Below are 20,787 nucleotides of genomic sequence, written 5' to 3'. Positions count from 1 at the left end.
TTTTTGCCCGGATTAAACATTTGCTGCGCTGAAAAAGGTACGTAAAATAACATCTATTGTCCTGTTGTCTATATTGGGGATCGCTATTTTACTGGGTATCCTGGTGAATATACCGGCTGTCCAGAACTACCTGGTGCAACAGGTTACTTCCCGCTTATCTGCCCAACTGAAGACAAGGGTACAGATCGATCATGTTAACATACGACTTTTTAACAGCCTGCGACTGGAAGGCACTCTTATAGAAGATCAGCATAAAGATACACTCCTGTATGCGGGTGTATTGCAAGTCCGTATCACCGACTGGTTCTTCTTCCAGGAGAAACCGGTCATCAAATTCGTAGGACTGGAAGATGCTCAGATCAACCTCTTACGCCACAGGAACGACTCTGTCTGGAATTATGCATTTATTGAGGATGCCTTTAGCAGTGCACCAGACACCAGCAAAACACCTAAAACAGAAAGCGGCATTTCCATAGACCTCCGACAGGCCGACCTGCGGAATATCCATATCAACCAGACAGATGCCTGGGTAGGAGAAGATATGCGTGTTGATGCCAAACGTATTTACCTGGATGCCAAGAACCTGGACCTGAAACAACATAACATTGATATCCAGGAAATGTCCCTGGAGAAACCAACGTTTATCATTTCCAGGTATGCCTCCTCTCCCCTGCGTCACCGCCTGCCTAAAACGGCTTCCGCGCCACTCACAGATACTGCTGCTATTCCCGCCCTGCGCTGGAACAGCAACAACTGGAAACTGATAGTAAAAGACCTGTCCATAAAAGACGGGATCTTTGGCCTGGATGATTTACAGGATACTACCGCCATCGAAGCCGGCTATTTTGCACCACATCATATCCGCTTCAATGAAATCAACCTGCAACTGGCCAATACCAGCCTCATAAAAGACAGTATCATCGGCGATCTTACCTTAAAAACAAAAGAACGCTGCGGCTTTGAGCTGAAAAAACTCACTGCCAGGTTTAAAATGTCGCCGGTAGAAATGGAGTTCTCTGATATGGACCTGGTAACTGCCCGCAGTCATCTCCGTAACTACTATACCATGCAGTACGCTGATATCAGTGATATGAGCGACTATATAGACCTGGTATACATGCGGGCCCACTTTGTAAACAGTAAACTTTCCTCAGACGATATCGCTTATTTCGCACCGCCGCTTGCTTCCTGGAAAAAGGAAATCTCTTTAAACGGAGATGCCAGAGGCCCTGTCAGCAACCTCAAAGCCAGTAATATTGAGATGCAGGCTGGTCCGAATACCCGCCTGAAAGGTAGCCTGGAAATGCGTGGCCTGCCGGAAATCAATGAAACCTTCATTGATTTCCACACAGACGAGCTGGTTACCACCGGTGCCGACGTACAGAGCTTCATTCCCGCTTTACGAAATGTAGACCCGGTGCGTATAGATCGTCTCACCAACATTGCCTTTGCGGGTAGCTTCACCGGATTCGTGAATGACTTTGTGGCTTATGGTAAGTTCCAGACCAATATGGGTAATGTTAGCTCGGATCTGAACTTTAAAACCAGCGGTGATGTACCGGTATACTCCGGTAGTCTCACTACCACCAACTTTAACCTGGGCGACCTGCTGGACGTTCCTCAGTTAAGCACGGTTTCCCTCAGTGCTAAAGTAAACGGGGCCGGCTTCAACTTCAAAACATTGAATGCATCTGTAGATGCAGATGTACAACAGATAGCCCTCTACGGGTACTCTTACAGTAATATCAAAACCAAAGGTGAACTCAACCGTAAATTCTTTAATGGTTCTCTCACCGCCAATGATCCTAACCTGGACATGGATTTTGCAGGTACCATCGACTTTAACGAACCGGTACCCGTATTTAAATTCAACTCGGATATCCGTCGCAGTGACCTCAAAGCCCTGCATATCGTCAATGATTCTCTCAATTTACAGGCTAAACTGGACCTGAACTTTGCCGGTAGTAACATTGATAACTTCAACGGTTCTGCCAGGGTATACGATGTGTCTCTTCACAGGAATAATCACCGCCTGGAATTCGACTCCCTGAGTTTGGCTACTCATCTGGATAACGGGGTAAAAGTACTGTCTATTCAGGGTAGTGAAATTGGCGGATACGTAAAAGGGAATTACAGCTTTATGCAGCTGCCGGATGCTTTCCGCCTGTTGCTGAATAAATACTACCCCAGCTATTTTACTACTGCTCCTGTTGGGGATATCAAGCAGGACTTCTCCTTTGCATTCCAGTTAGGACAGGTAGATAAACTGATCCGTGGATTTACGGATAAGGTTTCCGGGTTTGATCAGTCTAAAATTGATGGATCACTAAATACGATTAAAGGTAATCTCGCCCTGAATATTTCTGTTCCCGAAGCTGCTTATGATAAATATAAGTTTGAAGATCTGCAACTGAAAAGTACAGGGGATTTTAATAAGATAGATATCAGTACCAGCATAGGCAAAGTGTCTTCGGGTACACAGCAATGGTTCCAGAACCCATTGATACTGGCCAGTTCCAGCAGGGATACTTCTTATATTAAGGTAGATTTACAGGCAGAAGATACCTCTTCCCTCGATGGCTTTTACGCCCGCGTAGTAACCGTACAGGATGGGGTGAAAGTGAATTTCCTGAACAGCGCTTTCACCGTCAATGAAAGACAATGGAATGTAACGCCGGGCAATGAGATCTACTGGAGTAAACACTTCCTCACCGTTCATAATCTGCGTGTTACCCGTAACGAGCAGAGTGTGACGGTAGAAACCAATGAATACAATCCTGATGAATCCCGGTTCAATATCTCTCTGAAGAATCTGAACCTGGCAGATGTGATCCCTGCCCAGCTGACCACCATGCGTATAGAAGGATTAGCAGATGGTTCCATCAGCGTATCCGACCCTATGCGGAACCTGGACATTGAGGCAGATATTACCACCAGTGAACTACGCCTGGATAACGATTCTCTTGGTCTTGTTACATTCAAAGGCGGCTACCGCCAGGAAACCGAAGAAGCTACCTTCTCCGTAGCATCTGAAAATACCGGTAAGAGCTTCGTAGCCAGCGGAAAAGTAGGTGTTTCCAGTACTAATAATAACCTCATGGCTACTGTAGACCTGAACGGGGCTTCCGTAGCATTGCTGGATCGTTTCGTAAACGTATATGTGACAGACTTAAAAGGATTGGCTACCGGTAAACTGGATATCAGCGGAACTACCACCCGGCCTTCCGTCAAAGGCAGTCTGAAAATAGATAGTGTGGGTGTAAAAGTGTTGTATCTCGGTACTCATTATACCATTCCTAAACTAAATATAAACATAGATGATAACCTGATCGAGTTCGGGAACTTCACTATTGTAGATAAAAATAACACCCGGGCAAGCGCCAGCGGATATATCTCTCATGATCATTTTGATAACCTCAACTTCGACTTCGAAGTAACGGCCCGTAACTTTGTATTCCTGAATACAGAAGCTGCAGACAGTGATTTATTTTATGGAGATGTAATTGCAGATGGTAAGGTATACTTTACCGGACCACTGAATGATTTACAGCTGAAGATCACCGCCAGACCAATCCGGGGAACACATTTTTACTTACCGCTTTCTGATAGTAAAGACATAGGAAGATCAGAATATATCACGTTCAAGTCTTACGGTACAGAGATGAAGGAAGAGAAGAAAAAGCGTAAGGACAACGTAAAACTGAATGTAAAACTGGATATCTCGGCTACGCCGGATGCACAGATAGATGTGATTATGGATGCTGCTTCCGGGGATATGATCTCGGCTAATGGTACCGGTAATCTGCAGATACAGGTAAATACTGAAGGTGATTTCAGCATGTTTGGTAACTATGAGATCAGTAACGGGTCTTATAACTTTACTTTACAACGTCTTACCAGCTGGAAGTTTGATATAGACAAGAACAGCTCCATCACCTGGAATGGTAACCCCAGCGAAGCCAAAGTAGATATCCATGCCAAATACTCTTTACCTAAAGTAAGTTTATATAACCTGGTAGGAACAGCCTCCACTTCCAGCGATAAACTGGCTACCCGTACTGAAAGAGTAGACATTCTCATTAACCTGCGGGGAGAGCTGATGAAACCTGATATCACTTATGAGATTAACCTTCCTGAAGTAGGTTCTCTCGCATATGAAAGTGGTGTGGCAGCTAAATTACATGAGGTAAATCTTGATCAGAATAAAGCATTACAACAGATGGCCGGTCTGCTGCTGTTCAATCAGTTCCTGCCGGATGACCCTAACTCTGCTGGTGCTGCCAACGTGGCCATTACCGGTAAGAACAGTGTGGGACAGGCGTTGAGTGCGCAGGCACAGGCTATCCTGAATAATATCACCGGTGCCTTGTTGAAGAACAGCGGCATTGGTATCAACGTTAACTACCGCGCTTACAACGTGAGCAACCAGGATAACTCCTCTATGGACCGTAACCAGGTAAGCGCCGGCGTAACCAGTAACCTCTATAATAACAGGATACGCCTGTATGTAGGCGGTGATTACGACTGGGGTAAGGCTGCCACTTCTACCAGTGCCAACCGCTTTGCCGGTGACTTCCGGGCGGAGTATCTGTTAACACCTGAAGGGCGTGTGCGTGTCAATGCATTCAGTAAAACGGACTACGACGTGTATAACCTGGTGAACCGTAACAAGGCAGGTATTGGTATCTCCTATGTACGTGAGTACAACCGTTTCTCAGAGTTATTTAATGAAAGAGAGCGTAAGCGGAGAATAGATTCCTTCCGCAGGGCGGATGCTATTAAACAGGAAGAGCTGGATAAGCAGGAGTTACAGCAGAGAAAAGATACTTTACAAAAGAAACCAACTCCTAAGTAATAAACAGGGGACTCCTAACGGAGTCAAATTTGTTGTTTTATCTTTTTCTACAAACACGGGGCTCCTAACGGAGCCTTGCGTTTGTAGAAAATGTTTTACAAAACATAATAGGCTCCGTTAGCCCCGTGTTTGTAGAAAATGTTTTACAAAACATAATAGGCTCCGTTAGCCCCGTGTTTGTAGAAAATGTTTTACAAAACATAATAGGCTCCGTTAGGAGCCCCGTGTTTGTAGAAACAATCTATATTCTCCATAATTGACTCCGTTAGGAGTCCCCTGATCATATTTAAACTAAGAAGGCCGGTCCTGTAAACAGGGCCGGCCTTCTTAGTTTAAAAAACATCTTATCCTTTCAGGATCTCATGACCCAGTTTATCTCTTTTTGTTTTCAGATAGAACTCGTTATGAGGATTAGGTACCACTTCAATAGGTACATTCTCCACCACTTCCAGTCCATATCCTTTTAATCCCGCACGCTTGCGTGGATTATTGGAAATCAATCTCATTTTGGTAATATTCAGATGACGGAGGATCTGTGCTCCCACGCCATAATCCCGCTCATCCATCTGGAAGCCCAGTTCCAGGTTAGCCTGAACAGTATCCCGTCCTTCTTCCTGTAATTTATATGCTTTCAGTTTATTAAGCAGACCAATACCGCGGCCTTCCTGGTTCATGTAAAGGATCAATCCTTTGCCTTCCTGCTCTACCATTTCCATGGCTTTGTGTAACTGCTCACCGCAATCACAGCGTAAGGAATGAAGGATATCCCCTGTTATACAGGAAGAGTGGATACGCACAAGGACAGGTTCACCCTTTTCCCAGTCGCCTTTCTTCAGCGCCATATGTGTTTCTCCTGAATTCAGCTGTTTAAACGCAATCAGTTTAAAATCACCATATTCTGTAGGCATGTGAACGCTTACCTGTTCTTCTATGAGTGTTTCGTTCTCTAAGCGGTATTCTATCAGGTCTTTAATAGAAATGAGTTTCAGATCAAACTGAGTGGCTATTTCACGTAACTGAGGTAAACGTGCCATGGAGCCATCTTCATTCATGATCTCTACCAGTACGCCTGCCGGCTCAAATCCTGCCAGTCTGGCCAGGTCTATGGTAGCTTCTGTATGGCCTGCGCGACGGATAACACCACCACGTTTGGCTTTAAGGGGGAAGATATGTCCGGGTTTGCCCAGTTCTTCGGGGCGGGTATTCGGATCGATTAACGCCTGTACTGTTTTGGCACGGTCGGAAGCAGAAATACCGGTGGTACAACCATGTCCCAGCAAATCTACAGATACCGTAAACGGTGTCTGGTGCAGGGCGGTATTATCACGTACCATCATTTCCAGCTTCAGTTCATCACAGCGCTCCTCTACCAGGGGCGCACATATCAGTCCACGACCGTAACGGCTCATAAAATTGATGATTTCCGGCGTCACATTCCTGGCTGCCGTTACAAAATCACCTTCATTCTCACGGTCCTCATCATCCACCACTATTACCAGCTTTCCCTTCCTGATGTCTTCTATGGCTGATTCTATTGTATCTAACATAAAGATCTCCTGTTAAGTTAATACGCAAAGTTATGCTAAAAACAGGTTCAACAGGCACCTATATCAAAGCACTCATACATGTTAATTTTTAAATATTTGAATAATTAATACAAAAAGTCCTAAAAATCGATAGCTACAGCAGCAAAGAGATAAGTATTACAAAGAATTCTATTCGAATTTTTAGAATTTCTTCCAGTGTTTCTTAAACAAACTCCATTAAATCGCTGTTAAATTGTATTCGTATCCAATAGAAGAACCATAATACGGAAGATGAACAAGGGCTTAACAATTTGTTAATTTATAGTTAAAATCTGTTAAAGATTATTTACCAACTTTGCGACATAAAATCAAACTGCAAATATGGGCTTTAAAAAATTGTTACTCACATTCATTGTACTGTTGAGCGTGTGCTACTCTTTTGCACAGGTAACCACCAGTGGAGTTACAGGGGTGATTAAAGACGATAAGGGGCAAGGACTAATAGGCGCTACCGTTAAAGCGGTACACGTACCTACCGGAACCGTTTACGGGACCACAACTCAGGAAAGCGGACGTTATACTATCCCAAACATGCGTGTCGGCGGACCTTATACCATTACTGTTACCTATGTAGGCTATGAAACCTCTACCTACAAAGATCTTTATCTCAGCCTGGGTAGCCCTCTTACCCAGAACGGTAAGCTGAGCGATCAAAGCAAATCATTATCTGAAGTAACTATTACCGGTACCCGCAATGGTGTCATCAGTTCCCAGAGAAATGGTACTGCTACCAACATATCTCAACGTCAACTGGTTGAATTACCAAGCGTTACGAGAAGCATTCAGGATTTTGCCCGTTTAACACCACAGGCAGTTCCTACTTACAGCAACACAGATGGTAGCCCGTTGGGTATCTCCTTTGCTGGTCAGAGTAATAAATTCAACCAGTTTACCGTGGATGGTGCCAATGCAAATGACGTATTTGGTTTATCAGCTACAGGTACAAATGGTGGTCAGACAGGTGCAAACGCTGTTCCCCTGGAATCTATCCAGGAAGTACAGATCGTATTGTCTCCATACGACGTTACCCAGAGTGGTTTCACCGGTGGCGGTATCAATGCCGTTACTAAAAGTGGTACCAACGATTTCCATGGTTCCGGTTATTTCATTAACCAGAATGAAGGTATCATCGGTAAAAACGTACAAAGCCAGGTTAAGTACAACGATTATAAAAATACTACCTGGGGTGCCAGCTTAGGCGGCGCCATTGTTAAAAATAAACTGTTCTTCTTTGTAAATGCTGAAAGGAACGACGTATCAACTCCGCTGGCATTTAACCCGGCAGAAGCTGGTTCAGGTTCTAAATTCAACCTGGCAAGATTAGACAGTATCCGTACCTACGTAAAGAGCCTTGGATACGATCCGGGTAGCTATACAGATATCACCAAGAAACAATTCGCGACTTCTGTATTTGCCCGTTTAGACTGGAACATCAGCGATAAACATAAATTAACTATCCGTCACAGTTATGTGGATGGTAGTAACTATGTGATCTCCCGTTCTGCTACTTCCATGACCTTCGGTAACGATGGTTATTATATCCTGAACAAGACTAACTCTTCAGTTATTGAACTGAACAGTAACTTCTCTAACACTACTTCAAACGTACTGCGCGTTACTTATAACCGTATCCGCGACAAAAGAGAAGCTTCTTTGTTCCCTTCAGTAAACATGACAGAAAACTCACTGACTTACAACCTCGGTGCTGAACCGTCTTCTGCAAGAAACTCACTGGGACAGGATAACTTTACACTGGTTGATAACTACACTATTATCAAGAGCAAACATACCATCACTGTTGGTACTGATAACCAGTTCTTTAATACTAACAACGTATTCCTTCAGTATTACTACGGTAACTATAGCTACAGAAGCGTGCCGGCATTCCTGCTGAATAATGCACCTCCTACTACTTATGGTATCAGCTATTCTACCAAAGGTGGTGATGATAACGCTCCTGGTAAAATCCATGCTGCCCAGTTCAGCGTATACGGACAGGATGTATGGGATCTGAAAGAAAACTTCAGGTTGACTTACGGTCTGCGTATCGACTTACCTGTATTCTTCAACAAACCTGATGCGAATGCAGCATTCAACGCATCTACTATCGCTACTACCAATAATGTTAATAACACCAACATTCCTAAAACAAGGTTATTATTTGCTCCAAGAGTAGGTTTTAACTGGGATGTAAAAGGTGATGGTACTACACAGCTGAGAGGTGGTGTTGGTCTGTTCACCGGTCGTGTTCCTCTGGTATGGATCTCTAACTCTTACTCCAACACCGGCGTAGCATTTATCAAATACAGCGGTAACCCGTTACCTGCTAATCCAAACTTCAATTACAATAAGAACGACGTTCACTTAGGTGCTTACATTCCACCAACCGGCGCTCCTACTGAAATCGACGTTACTTCTAAGAACTTCAAATACCCACAGGTATTCCGTACGAACCTGGCCATCGACCAGAAATTACCATGGTGGGGTTTAATTGGTAGCTTCGAAGCATTATTTACCAAAACTATCAATAACATCAACTACAGAGACCTCAACGTAGGCCCCCAGGTTGGTACAACAAAGATTGGTACTGAAACACGCCCATGGTACAACTTCCAGCGTGCAGATGCTACCTATACCAACGTTATCTACATGGATAACACCAGCAAAGGTTATGCATACAACCTGACCTTCCAGATTCAGAAACCACTGTATAAAGGATGGACAGGTAGCCTGGCCTACACTTACGGAGAATCTTATGCTGTAAATGATGGTACCAGCTCTACTGCTTATTCTAACTGGCGTTTTGTATATAACACCAATGGCCTGAACAGCGTAAATGATGCTACACATGCTAACTTCGATCCGGGACACCGCATCGTGGGTTTTGCTTCCAAAACTTTCAGATACGCACATAACCACCTGGCAACTACTATTGGTGTAGTTTACTCAGGCTTCACCGGTCAGCGTTATTCTTTTGTATATAACAATAACGTTAATGGTGATGACGTTTCCGGTAAAACAGGTGCTGCAGGTTTACTGTACGCTCCTACCGATGCAAGTCAGTTCTCTACACTTACTTACAAAGACGGAACCGGTGCTACTGTAACAGTAACTCCTGATCAGCAGTTAGCAGACTTCAAAGCATTCAGCGCAGACAACAAATACCTGGCTAACCAGGCTGGTAAAAACACTGAACGTAATGGTGCAAGAATGCCATGGGAAAGTCACTTCGACGTGAAAATCGCACAGGACTTCTACATGTACAAAACACACAAACTGACAGTTAGCTTTGATATCCTCAACGCTGCCAACCTGCTGAATCATAACTGGGGTTGGTCTTACTACCTGCCAAACCAGTCAATATCTCTGTTCTCTGTGACTTCACAGACAGCTACACCAACATTCACCTTTGATAAAACAAAGATGAATAACATCAACGGTATCCTCAGACCTTACACCGTGAATGATTACTTATCACGTTGGAGAGGCCAGTTAAGCATCCGTTATAGCTTCTAATACATTCAATCTATATCTGGCGGGCTGGACTTCTTTTAGTTCCAGCCCGTTTTTTTTGTCTTGGCGTGAATATTGAGCCTCCATCACTTGCAAAACAACCTTAGGATGAAAAAAATAGGACTTCTTTCCGGTCAGGAAAACAGCTTCCCACAAGCGCTCATAGACCGTATCAACGAAAAAGAGGTAGACGGAGTAACAGCAGAATTTGTGTCGATAGATAAAGTGATTCAGGGTATACCCGCTGATTATGCCGTAATACTGGACCGCATTTCCCAGCACGTACCCTTTTACCGTACCTGGCTGAAACAAGCCTCCCTGGATGGTACAGCAGTCATCAACAACCCTTTCTGGTGGAGTGCCGATGATAAATTCGTGAATAATGAACTGGCACACAGGACTGGTGTGAAAGTACCTAAAACGGCTTTACTGCCCAGCCGTAGCTTACCGGAGAATACTTCTGATAAATCCTTCCATAACCTGGTATATCCCTTCGATTGGGATGCCATCTTTACACATATCGGATTCCCGGCTTACCTCAAACCTTACAATGGTGGTGGCTGGAAAAATGTGTATAAAGTACATAACCGTGAGGAGTTCTTTGCACAACATGCCCGCACCGGACAACTGGTGATGATGCTGCAGGAAGAAATTGCCTACGAATCCTATTACCGTTGTTATTGCATCGGTGGTAAATATGTAAGGGTCATCCCTTACGATCCTTATCAACCTGAAAATCAAAGGTATTTACAGGAAGATAATGGCGATAAAGCCATACATAGCGCTATCTCCCACCAGGTAGCCATGCTGAATCAATACCTGGGCTATGATTTCAATGCAGTGGAAATTGCGGTGAAAGGCGGCGTGCCCTATGTCATCGACTTCTGGAACCCTTCCCCCGAAGCAGATGCCCATACCATTGGTACTAACAACTTTGAATGGGTGATAGAAACCATGGCCACCTACCTCATTGAACGAGCCGGCAAACAGGTTCCCGGAACAGATAACCTCACCTGGGGTACTTTCCTGCAACAGGCTATTCATGGCAAACAAACAGCTATTGTTCCCGGTGCTACGCCGGTTTCAGCGAAGAAACCTGATGTACCGGCGAAGAAACCTGCTGCGGCAGTGAAACCTAAAGCGGAGAAAGCAGCTAAAGCAGTAAAAACCGCCAAAGAGGAAGCACCTAAAAAAGCTCCCGCCAAAAAGACCAAAAAGAAAGAGTAAAGAATGAGGTAGTTGTACCCTACCTTTGGACATAATTCCGAGGCTGACTAATTAACCTGGTCAGCCTCGTTATCGTTTTACCAATAGCGCCACATGTCCAAAAATTTCACCCTCGGCATAGAAGAGGAATATATGGTTATGGACCCCACCAGCCGCGAGCTGAGGTCTCATGAACAAAAGATTGTTGAACAGGCCCACAAAGTGCTTCCAGACAAAGTAAAAGCCGAATTTCATCAGGCTGTAGTAGAAGTAGGTACCCAGGTTTGCAACAACATAGACGAAGCCTTTGCTGATGTATCGCTCCTGCGTAAAAGCATTGCACAGATAGCAGGAGACCTTGGTTTCAGCGTGGGTGCCTCCGGCACACACCCATTCTCCAAATGGGCCATGCAGCTGATCACAGATCATCCCCGCTATTCAGATATCGTCAATGAAATGCAGGACGCCGCACGTTCCAACCTTATTTTTGGGTTGCATGTACACGTAGGCATGGAAAACAGGGAACTGGCCCTGCATATCGCCAATTCCGTGCGTTATTTCCTGCCCCATGTATTTGCGCTCAGCACCAACTCTCCTTTCTGGGAAGGCAGGAATACCGGCTTTAAATCATTCCGTACCAAGGTATTCGATAAATTCCCCCGTACCGGTATCCCGGACTATTTCAGCAGTATTGAGGAATACGACCGCTACATACAACTGCTGGTGAAAACCAACTGCATAGACAACGCTAAAAAAGTATGGTGGGACCTTCGGGTACACCCCTTCTTCAATACCGTGGAATTCCGGATCTGCGATGTTCCGCTCACCGTCAGGGAAACCTGTACAATAGCCGCCCTGTTCCAGGCGCTCTGTGCAAAGATCTACAAGCTGCGTATGCAGAATCTCAACTTTATCATTTACAACCGCGCCCTGGTAAACGAAAATAAATGGCGGGCTTCCCGCTATGGTATTGACGGGAACCTGGTTGACTTCGGTAAGGAAATGGAAGTAAACGCCCGCTCTCTCATTTATGAGTTGCTGGACTTTGTAGATGACGTAGTGGATGAACTGGGCAGTCGTGATTATATCGACTACACCCGCTACATGCTGGACCATGGGACCGGTGCAGATCAGCAGCTGACAGTATTTGGCCAGACGCAGGACCTCGTATCCGTAACAGATTTTATCACTTCGGTTTTCCTGAAAGATTGCTGATCATTAACTTTGCAGCATGACACCTACCAAGCAGCACTGGAAAGTGGCAGTATTAGATATGTATGAAGAAGTGCCGAATGAAGGCATGCGTTGCATCAGGGAAGTCCTGACGCAATACGCTAAAACACATAACCTGCAACTTGCATTTGACGAATTCGAAGTACGGGTAAAAGAGCAGATCCCCGACCTCTCCTACGATATCTACATCTCTACCGGCGGCCCCGGCAGTCCTTTAGACAGCGAAGGTTGCGGCTGGGAACAGCGCTACTTCTCCCTGATGAATGATATCATGCAGTGGAATGAGCAGTCGTCATCCAAAAAACAAGTCTTGCTTATCTGCCATTCCTTCCAGCTGATGTGCCGTCACCTGGAACTGGGAAATGTATGCCGGCGCAGGTCTCCTGCCTTTGGCGTATTCCCTGTTCACAAAACTACCGCAGGTGAAGAAGAAACCGTATTCAGCGAACTACCGGAGCCGTATTATATTGTAGACAGCCGCAACTGGCAGGTGATAGAACTGGACCAGCAAAAGCTGGAAGATATCGGTGCCAGGGTACTGGCCATTGAAAAAGAAAGACCACATGTACCGCTGGAACGGGCTACCATGGCCATCCGTTTCAACGACTACTTCATTGGTACACAATTCCATCCGGAAGCGGATGCTGCCGGTATGCGGATGTATCTCCTGCAACAGGAAAAGAAAAACCAGGTGATCACTAATTACGGGGCAGAGAAATATAACAGCATGCTGGAACAATTATCTGATCCTGATAAGATCATGCTTACACGTGCCTCTTTTATTCCATCCTTTCTGGACAAAGCAATCTTTAATCAATGATCCCTTCTCTGCGAGCATCTTACAATCAACATTTTACTGCCCGGTTATACCAGGATTTCCTGAATGGAATGGCAGCGGAAGCTGGTGAAGCGCCTGCTTTTAAAGTAGCAGAAACACCTGTTTTCATACCTGCTCAGTTAACAGCTAAACTGATGCAGGCCTGCGAAGCGATTATAGATGTTATCGTACGCCCGGATTTTAAAACATTGACTAAAGATGCGATTCCTGCCGGTATGGATGTACCCAATGAAACAGCACATCCTCATTTTATAGTTATCGATTTTGCTGTATGTAAAGACAAAGTGGATGTAAAAGAACAAGATGCAGACGAATCAGACCTACTGAATCCACAACTGATAGAGCTACAGGGATTCCCTTCTTTATATACTTTCCAGGAACTCATGACGCGGCAGTTCCGGGAACATTTTAATATACCCGATACCGTTAATAATTACTTTAACGGATTAAACGATATTACTTATTTAAACCTGCTACAGCAGGTAATTACAGGGCCTTACAAAACAGAAGAAGTCATCTTACTGGAAGTAAAACCTCATGAACAAAAAACAAGAATAGACTTTTATTATACTGAGAAGAAACTGGGAATTACACCTGTATGTATCACAGATCTGATCCAGGAAGGTAAACAACTTTTCTATGTCAGAGATGGTGTTAAAACCAGGATAAAACGTATGTACAACCGTGTTATCTTCGATGATCTGTTACGTCAGAAACCTACATTAGGAGAACACGCAGATCTCTTCCAGGATTTAGATGTTGAATGGATCACACACCCCAACTGGTTCTATCGTATCAGCAAATACACCATGCCTTTTATTCACAATGAATTTGTGCCTGAAAGCTGGTTTCTACATCAGTTGCCTGCTATCCCATCCGATCTGGAAAACTATGTATTAAAACCTCTTTTCTCTTTTGCAGGCCAGGGTGTAGTAATAGATATCACACCGGAAGATATAGATAAGATCAAAGACCCGGAGAACTGGATCTTACAGCGTAAAGTGCAATATGCACCTGCTATAGAAACACCCGATGGCCCGGCTTACTGTGAAATAAGAATGATGTATATATGGGAGGATGGTGCTACACGACCATTGCTGGTACACAACCTTGCCAGGTTAAGTAAAAGTAAGATGATAGGAGTTACAAAAGATAAATCACATACGTGGATAGGCGGCAGCTGCGCCTTCTTTGAAGGAATTTAACAGGAGACTCCTAACGGAGTCTATTGTGGAGAAGATAGGCTTTTGCTACAAACACGGGGCTCCTAACGGAGCCTATTATGTTTTGTTACAAATACAGATTCTTTTGTGCTTTATCTACTATTCAGGCTCCGTCAGGAGCCTATTATGTTTTGTTACAAATACAGGTTCTTTTGTGCTTTATCTACTATTCAGGCTCCGTCAGGAGCCTATTATGTTTTGTTACAAATACAGGTTCTTTTGTGCTTTATCTACTATTCAGGCTCCGTCAGGAGCCTATTATGTTTTGTTACAAATACAGGTTCTTTTGTGCTTTATCTACTATTCAGGCTCCGTCAGGAGCCTATTATGTTTTGTTACAAATACAGGTTCTTTTGTGCTTTATCTACTATTCAGGCTCCGTCAGGAGCCCCGTGTTTGTAGAACAACACAATCCATCAAACAAAGACTCCGTTAGGAGTCCCCTATTTATAACAGAGAACTTCTAACGGAGTATATAGTTAAACACAGCGCATTTAACCACCAAAATTCTTATTGGCCAAACTTCTCCTGCCAGGCTAACATACCACCAGCCAGGTTCTTTACATTGCTAAAGCCCATTGTTTCTAAAATCATAGCCGCCTGACTGCTACGACCACCACTACGGCAGTAAACAATCACCTCTTCATCTTTCAGGTCTTCAAGCTCATCTACCTGCATCGCACGGATATCACCCAATGGCACTAATACGCCACCGATGTTGAATTCTGCATGCTCATGCGGTTCCCTTACATCAACAATATTCAAATCTTCACCGCTATCAATACGTTTTTTCAGTTCTTCTGCTGTGATATTTTCCATCACTTTAAATTTTAGATGTAAATAATTATTCTGGAGTACTATCCTTTGGTGGAGGCGCTACCCCGGCATCCTTTACAGGTTTGGCCGCAGACAACCAGAGGTCTATGGCCTCTCCTGCCCTCACCATATTCAATTCGTTCAGGTTGTTCCTGTGCATAGGGTCCTGTTTCACCACAAATGCATTCGCAGTATCAGTAACATTCGGATCTACTAACACAATTCCTATCAAAAGGTTGCTTGCGCTCAATGTTTCTTTGGCTTCCAGGAAGGAAAGTCCTACCAGGTCCGGAGCAGGGTTCTCTGTATTACCGGTACCACTGCTTAGTACAAGTGTAATATTGCTTCCTTCCGGAATCATTTTACCAGCCTTCAGCGGTTTGCCGTTCAACAACTGCTGTAATACAGTATTGGTAGCAAAATCCGGTTTGTAGATAGTATCTCCCACATTCAGTCTCAGTGCATGCAGCATCATTTCAGCACTACGGAAGGTAAAACCTTCCAGGTCAGGCATGGCTACCATCGGAGGAACTACTTTGTTGATAGTCAGGTAAATAGTCCGACCAACTTTTACAGTAGACCCTTTTTCCGGAGTCTGCTCCCAAACTGCCAGCGCCGGAATACTGTCTATATAAATAGAATCTCTCACATCCACACTAAATCCTGCTTTTTCGAGTAGCATAGTAGCCTCCTGTACATTTTTCTTATATACATCAGGCACTGTCAGCGTATCTCCATGTTTGGTGATAATCCCAAGCGACAGGAAGAACAACAGCCCCAATAGGAGGATTGATCCCACCGCTACAGCGAGATTAAAGCCAAAGGAGCGTTTTGTTATTGATTTCAACACAGACTTTGTTTTAACTTTTAATTGATCTAAAGCAGGCATTTATTGGATATGAGTTGATGTCAAACTTAAAACCTTTTCAGGCAGTCTTCAATTAATGTGCCGTAAAACTCCTGTAAAGTTTTACCGGCCGCCCTAACCATCTGAGGAACAATACTGTTCTCTGACTGACCAGGCATTGTATTCACTTCCAGGAAGAACAAACGGTTACCTGCTTCCTCCCAGATGAAGTCCATCCGCACAATTCCCTGGCAGTTTAAACGGTTATACAGCTCCTGTGCTGTTTTACGGATCGGTTCAGCTATTTCTTCCGGCACTTCCGCAGGTGTTACCTCTTTAGACATGCCCGGCGTATATTTCGCCTCATAATCAAAGAATTCCTTACTGCTGATGATCTCTGTTAACGGTAATACCGTGAATTTCCCTTCAGATCTGTATAATCCGCAGGTAATCTCCCTACCCTTCACAAATTCTTCTATCAGGATCTGTACATCTTCTTTAAACGCTTTATCGATAGCTGCCGGTAATTCATCCGCTGTATTCACTTTAGACATACCGATACTACTACCTCCTTCTGCCGGTTTTACAAATACCGGCAATTTCAGTTCCTGCAGGATAGTTTTGGTATCATAAGGCTGATCTCTGAATATATGTACTGATTTTGAAACATTTACAACATTCAACGCTGCCACCACCTTATTACAGAAGCCCTTATTAAAGGTCAGTGCTGAAGTGACCATACCGCAGCTGGTAAACGGAATACCCAGCATTTCAAAATAGCCCTGTAAACGACCATCTTCTCCCGGAGTACCATGAATACCAATGAATACTGCATCAAATGTTACCTTCTTCCCCCCAATTGTCAATGAAAAATCGTTCTTGTCTACCGCAATTTCCTGTCCGTCAGCGCCTCTGTGAGTCCAGCTCTCTTCCACAAAAATTGCCGGTCCGTCAGGTCCGTTATGAGGCCAGCTCTTTTTGGCAATTATTATTTTATATACATTATAGAGATTACTGTCAATGTGATTTTCAATTACGGCCGCACTCTTCACGGATATTACATATTCTCCGGAGTACCCGCCAGCGACAAGGGCGATATTCTTTTTCATATATTATTTAATAATAAGCGGCTAAAGTTAATAGAAAAATGGGGGATGTCCACTTTTTTTGCTTTCTGGTAGTGCCTCAGTTTGATTACATAATCTTCGTGCCAGATGGTATTGATCATAAATACACCTTATCTGACGTGAATATTAGGTGAAGTTAAATTGAAAAACAAATCCTGAACCCATATTCCAAAGCTAAATCAGAGAACTAAACAGTCAGATCCAGTGTATTTATGATCAATACCATCTGGCAATCTACGCTAACTGGATCTCTATAGAAAAGGGAGAAGCGGACTAACCACTTCTCCCTTTCAATTCCTTTGCTTCCTGTATTAAATGTGTAACTTCTCTTTCTTCGCCAGCAATTCATCCACAGTTTCCTGGTACATTTCGTCCGGAACACAGCAATCTACCGGGCAAACGGCAGCACATTGTGGTTCTTCATGGAAACCCTGACACTCCGTACACTTATTTGCAACGATATAATAACTGTCTACACTGACAGGTGCATTACGTTTATCGGCTTCAATAGTGGTGCCATCCATCATCACATAAGTCCCTTTGAGCGTGGTTCCATCGGACATTGCCCACTCTACACCACCTTCATAAATAGCGTTGTTTGGGCACTCGGGTTCACATGCTCCACAGTTAATACATTCATCTGTTATCTTAATTGCCATGTTATAAACTTTTTGTTTAAGTAGTAAGCCATTAATTTTGTGAACAAAAATAGAATTTAAAAAGCTAATTATTTATACATTTTCATGAGTAGTAAAGAAAAAGTAACAGCATTGGTCCGTTTGGGCCAGTATCTGGCAGGCAATGATCCTGAGCTTGAGGCCGCTAAAGAAAAGGCTTCCCAGGCAAACGGATGGTTTACCCCCGAGTTCATCAATCTATCTATACAAAATATTTGCCGTTATTACCTGGATGAAGCCAAACTAACCGCCTGGCTGGCAGCTTACCCCATTAAAACAGGGGAACAACACCCTCGTATAGTGGGTATAGTGGCGGCTGGCAACATCCCGCTGGTATGTTTTCACGACTGGCTGTGCGGATTCCTTAGCGGACACCAGGTACGCATCAAGCTGTCCTCCAAAGATGTAGTACTCATGCAGCATATCCTCAACAAGATGAGCAGCTGGTACCCGGAATTTGCAGAACAGACCCTGGTAATGGACATGCTGAAGAACTGCGATGCCTATATTGCCACCGGCAGCAATAACTCTGCCCGGTACTTCCACTACTATTTTGCCCAGTATCCGAATATCATCCGCCGTAACCGTACTTCGGTCGCTATCCTGGATGGTACCGAAACCCCGGAAGAACTCAGCGCCCTGGCAGATGATGCCATGCTGTACTTCGGTCTTGGCTGCCGCAACGTGACCAAAATATTCGTTCCGGAAGGCTACAACTTCGAAGCCCTGCTACTGGCATTCCGTAAATACGATTACCTGGCAGACTTCCACAAGTTCAAGAACAACTACGATTATAACCTGGCGTTACTCCTGCTGAACAGCAGTCCGTATATGAGCAATGAAAGCCTGCTACTGCATGAAGCACCTTCCCTTTTCTCACCTATCAGTGTTTTGAATTACAGTTATTATACAGATTTTGCAGCCCAGGCAGCAGAGCTGAAGGACCATGAGGATTTGCAATGCCTGGTAGGCCATGGCTTTACCCCGTTCGGTACCGCCCAGCAACCCGGCCTGTCTGATTATGCGGATGGAATCGATACCATGCAATTCTTAACAGGACTGTAATACCAATTTGTCTGTTTTACGCGTTATTCTGACAGCTGCCATGATATACTGACAGCCCACACCTTAAGATGGTATTAACTTTTCATATAAAAATGTGTTAAAGTAAAGGGTACGGGAATCAAACGATTCTCCCGTACCCTTACATTTGTATCAGAGGCATGTAAATTGATATATTCCTTATACATTCAAACAAATCACTTAAACAACAAAGAGTATGAAATTCAGGCAAATCGCGGCAACTGTTCTAATCAGCGCGGCAACTGCACTTGCCAGCATGTTTGTGTACAACAAATATCAACCCAGGCTGGCTGGTCCTTACCAGAACGGTTCTAACAACATCCCCGTTAACTACGCAAGCTACATGCCCGGGGCAGAAGTGAAAAATGTCACTCCGCCTACCGACTTTACGCAGGCAGCTAAAATTGCTACACCCGGTGTAGTCCACATCAAAACAAAGATTAACCCAAGAGAAGTAAGTAACAACCTCCAGAAAAAACGTTCTGTTTTACAGGACCTCTTCGGGGACGACTTCTTCGGAGAAGAATTCCAGGGTGAAGGTGGCGGACGTAAATACTACGTTCCCGGACAAATGGCCTCTGGCTCAGGCGTGCTGATCTCTGACGATGGGTACATCATCACTAATAATCACGTGGTGGATGATGCAGACGAAATAGCTGTTACCCTTAACAACTATAAAACTTACAAGGCAAAGGTAGTAGGCACAGACCCTAACACCGACCTTGCCGTGATAAAAATAGATGCGAAGAACCTGCCTTACCTGTTATACGGTAATTCAGACGAAGTAGAAATCGGACAATGGGTACTGGCCGTAGGTTACCCTTTAAACCTGGAAACAACCGTTACTGCAGGTATCGTGAGTGCAAAGGCACGTACCATCGGTATCAATAAACAGGTAAGAAGAAACGCTATAGAGTCTTTCATCCAAACCGATGCTGCCGTGAACCAGGGTAACAGTGGTGGTGCATTGATCAATACTGCCGGTGAACTGGTAGGGATCAACTCCGCCATCGCTTCTCCTACCGGGGCTTACGCAGGTTACTCCTACGCCATACCAGTGAACCTGGTGAAGAAAGTAGTGAACGACCTGATGAAGTACGGTAATGTACAGAGAGCTTACCTCGGTATCCTCTATCAGGATCCCAGCTCTATCCCTGAAGAAAGATGGGCAGATGCAGGTATCAGAAGAGATATCAATGGTGTGGTGGTAACAGGTGTAACCGAATCAGGTGCAGCATCTGCAGCGGGTATCCGTAAAGGGGACGTTATCACCGGTATCAACGGTATCGTTACTTCTTCTATCCCACAGATGACAGAACAGATCGCCCGTTACAAACCAGGTGATAAGATCAGCATCAACTACCTGCGCGACGATAAAGAGTATACTACCAACACTGTATTGAAAAATGCAGATGGTAATACAGAGATCGTGAAAAGTACGGTACTGGATGCATTAGGTGCAGACATGGTAGCACTGGATAAAACTGATGCGGCTAAACTGGGTATCCGTGGTGGTGTATACGTAGATAACATCAGCAGTGGTATCCTGAAGAAACAAACCAACATGAAGCGTTCCTTCATCATCCTTAAAGCCGGCGGAGAACCCGTTGCTTCATTAGATGATCTGAAACGTGTGCTGGCAAAACAAAAGAAAGTACAACTGGAAGGCGTATATCCCGAAATGAATGGGGTGTATTACTACAATATAGATCTTGCGAATGGTGAAACCTTCTAACGTATCCTATATAAAAAGAAAATGCCCGGCAAATTGCCGGGCATTTCT

Annotated in this window: 13 protein-coding genes; 8 read left to right on the top strand and 5 right to left on the bottom strand. The window is 44.3% G+C overall.

The window, feature by feature from the left end; translation table 11 throughout:
- Window positions 1-64 precede the first annotated feature (64 nt).
- Window positions 65-4,855, top strand: coding sequence for a translocation/assembly module TamB domain-containing protein (locus BMW86_RS21260; RefSeq protein WP_089783964.1), 4,791 nt, complete (start codon window positions 65-67; stop codon window positions 4,853-4,855).
- Window positions 4,856-5,199: 344 nt separating this feature from the next.
- On the opposite strand, the gene BMW86_RS21255 is transcribed toward BMW86_RS21260, so the two are convergent.
- A complete protein-coding gene (locus tag BMW86_RS21255) occupies window positions 5,200-6,402 on the bottom strand; it encodes a bifunctional 3,4-dihydroxy-2-butanone-4-phosphate synthase/GTP cyclohydrolase II (protein WP_089783963.1) in 1,203 nt (400 codons plus the stop codon).
- 360 nt (window positions 6,403-6,762) lie between these two features.
- Between BMW86_RS21255 and BMW86_RS21250 the strand changes: the two genes are divergently transcribed.
- From BMW86_RS21250 to BMW86_RS21230, 5 genes are all read left to right on the top strand, one after another.
- Window positions 6,763-9,957 (top strand): TonB-dependent receptor, encoded by a 3,195-nt coding sequence (locus tag BMW86_RS21250; protein ID WP_089783962.1) that lies wholly within the window; start codon window positions 6,763-6,765, stop codon window positions 9,955-9,957.
- Window positions 9,958-10,062: 105 nt separating this feature from the next.
- The gene (locus BMW86_RS21245) at window positions 10,063-11,181 is read left to right on the top strand and encodes an ATP-grasp domain-containing protein (RefSeq protein WP_089783961.1); all 1,119 of its coding nucleotides are present in this window, start codon (window positions 10,063-10,065) and stop codon (window positions 11,179-11,181) included.
- A 93-nt stretch (window positions 11,182-11,274) separates the two neighbouring features.
- The gene (locus BMW86_RS21240) at window positions 11,275-12,375 is read left to right on the top strand and encodes a carboxylate-amine ligase (RefSeq protein ID WP_089783960.1); all 1,101 of its coding nucleotides are present in this window, start codon (window positions 11,275-11,277) and stop codon (window positions 12,373-12,375) included.
- A 16-nt stretch (window positions 12,376-12,391) separates the two neighbouring features.
- Complete coding sequence (locus tag BMW86_RS21235; protein WP_089783959.1) at window positions 12,392-13,213, top strand: type 1 glutamine amidotransferase; 822 nt, start codon at window positions 12,392-12,394, stop codon at window positions 13,211-13,213.
- A complete protein-coding gene (locus BMW86_RS21230; RefSeq protein ID WP_089783958.1) occupies window positions 13,210-14,436 on the top strand; it encodes a hypothetical protein in 1,227 nt (408 codons plus the stop codon). Before BMW86_RS21235 ends, BMW86_RS21230 begins: the two co-directional genes overlap by 4 nt.
- A gap of 528 nt (window positions 14,437-14,964) precedes the next feature.
- Here BMW86_RS21230 and BMW86_RS21225 read toward each other — a convergent pair.
- The 4 genes from BMW86_RS21225 to BMW86_RS21210 all read right to left on the bottom strand — a co-directional run bounded on the left by BMW86_RS21225 (window position 14,965) and on the right by BMW86_RS21210 (window position 17,903).
- Window positions 14,965-15,273, bottom strand: coding sequence for a rhodanese-like domain-containing protein (locus BMW86_RS21225; RefSeq protein ID WP_089783957.1), 309 nt, complete (start codon window positions 15,271-15,273; stop codon window positions 14,965-14,967).
- A 25-nt stretch (window positions 15,274-15,298) separates the two neighbouring features.
- Window positions 15,299-16,120 (bottom strand): PASTA domain-containing protein, encoded by an 822-nt coding sequence (locus BMW86_RS21220; protein ID WP_177189346.1) that lies wholly within the window; start codon window positions 16,118-16,120, stop codon window positions 15,299-15,301.
- 65 nt (window positions 16,121-16,185) lie between these two features.
- A complete protein-coding gene (locus BMW86_RS21215) occupies window positions 16,186-17,226 on the bottom strand; it encodes a D-alanine--D-alanine ligase (protein ID WP_089783955.1) in 1,041 nt (346 codons plus the stop codon).
- Window positions 17,227-17,555: 329 nt separating this feature from the next.
- Window positions 17,556-17,903: a 4Fe-4S dicluster domain-containing protein gene (locus BMW86_RS21210; protein ID WP_089783954.1), complete on the bottom strand. Its 348-nt coding sequence runs from the start codon at window positions 17,901-17,903 to the stop codon at window positions 17,556-17,558.
- Between the two features lie 84 nt (window positions 17,904-17,987).
- Here BMW86_RS21210 and BMW86_RS21205 point away from each other — a divergent pair, with 84 nt between their 5' ends.
- The gene (locus BMW86_RS21205; RefSeq protein ID WP_089783953.1) at window positions 17,988-18,986 is read left to right on the top strand and encodes an aldehyde dehydrogenase family protein; all 999 of its coding nucleotides are present in this window, start codon (window positions 17,988-17,990) and stop codon (window positions 18,984-18,986) included.
- Between the two features lie 214 nt (window positions 18,987-19,200).
- Window positions 19,201-20,739 carry a S1C family serine protease gene (locus BMW86_RS21200; protein ID WP_089783952.1) on the top strand — a complete coding sequence of 513 codons (1,539 nt, stop codon included), beginning with the start codon at window positions 19,201-19,203 and terminating at the stop codon, window positions 20,737-20,739.
- Window positions 20,740-20,787: the final 48 nt, after the last annotated feature.

The sequence above is a fragment of the Chitinophaga sp. YR573 genome, from assembly GCF_900110995.1.
In the GTDB taxonomy this organism is placed as follows: domain Bacteria; phylum Bacteroidota; class Bacteroidia; order Chitinophagales; family Chitinophagaceae; genus Chitinophaga.
Note: the sequence above shows the minus strand (reverse complement) of the source record. Positions and strands in the feature narration are given on the sequence as shown.